Source organism: Psychrobacter sp. W2-37-MNA-CIBAN-0211 (assembly GCF_040309405.1).
Taxonomy (GTDB): domain Bacteria; phylum Pseudomonadota; class Gammaproteobacteria; order Pseudomonadales; family Moraxellaceae; genus Psychrobacter; species Psychrobacter glaciei.
Genome location: NZ_JBEOOU010000060.1, coordinates 1 through 357 on the forward strand (window position 1 = coordinate 1; position 357 = coordinate 357).

A 357-nucleotide genomic window follows, 5' to 3' on the forward strand; every position below is an offset into this window, starting at 1 on the left:
GTGCTCTTAAGAGCATATTTTCTGAATTGGTACGTCAAGATCGTCTGGTTGTTGTTGAATCATTTGGTGTCGAAGCTCCTAAAACACAAGAGCTGAAAGCTAAATTAAAAGCAATGAACTTAGAAGATGTTCTAATTGTTACAGCTGAAGTTGATGAGAATTTATTCTTAGCAGCTCGCAACTTATACAAAGTTGACGTGCGTGACGTAGCGGGTCTTGACCCAGTTAGTCTAATTGCGTTCAACACTGTTCTTGTTACTGCTGATGCAGTGAAGCAAATCGAGGAGATGCTAGCATGATCCGCGAAGAACGTTTGCTAAAAGTTATTCTTGGTCCACATATCTCTGAAAAGAGTAC

General features: G+C 40.1%; 1 protein-coding gene. It reads left to right on the top strand.

The genetic code is table 11. From position 1 onward, the window contains the following. Positions 1-299: 50S ribosomal protein L4 (rplD, locus tag AAEY72_RS14285; protein WP_352311162.1), on the top strand; the 299-nt coding region annotated here is incomplete at its 5' end. Positions 300-357 lie beyond the last annotated feature (58 nt).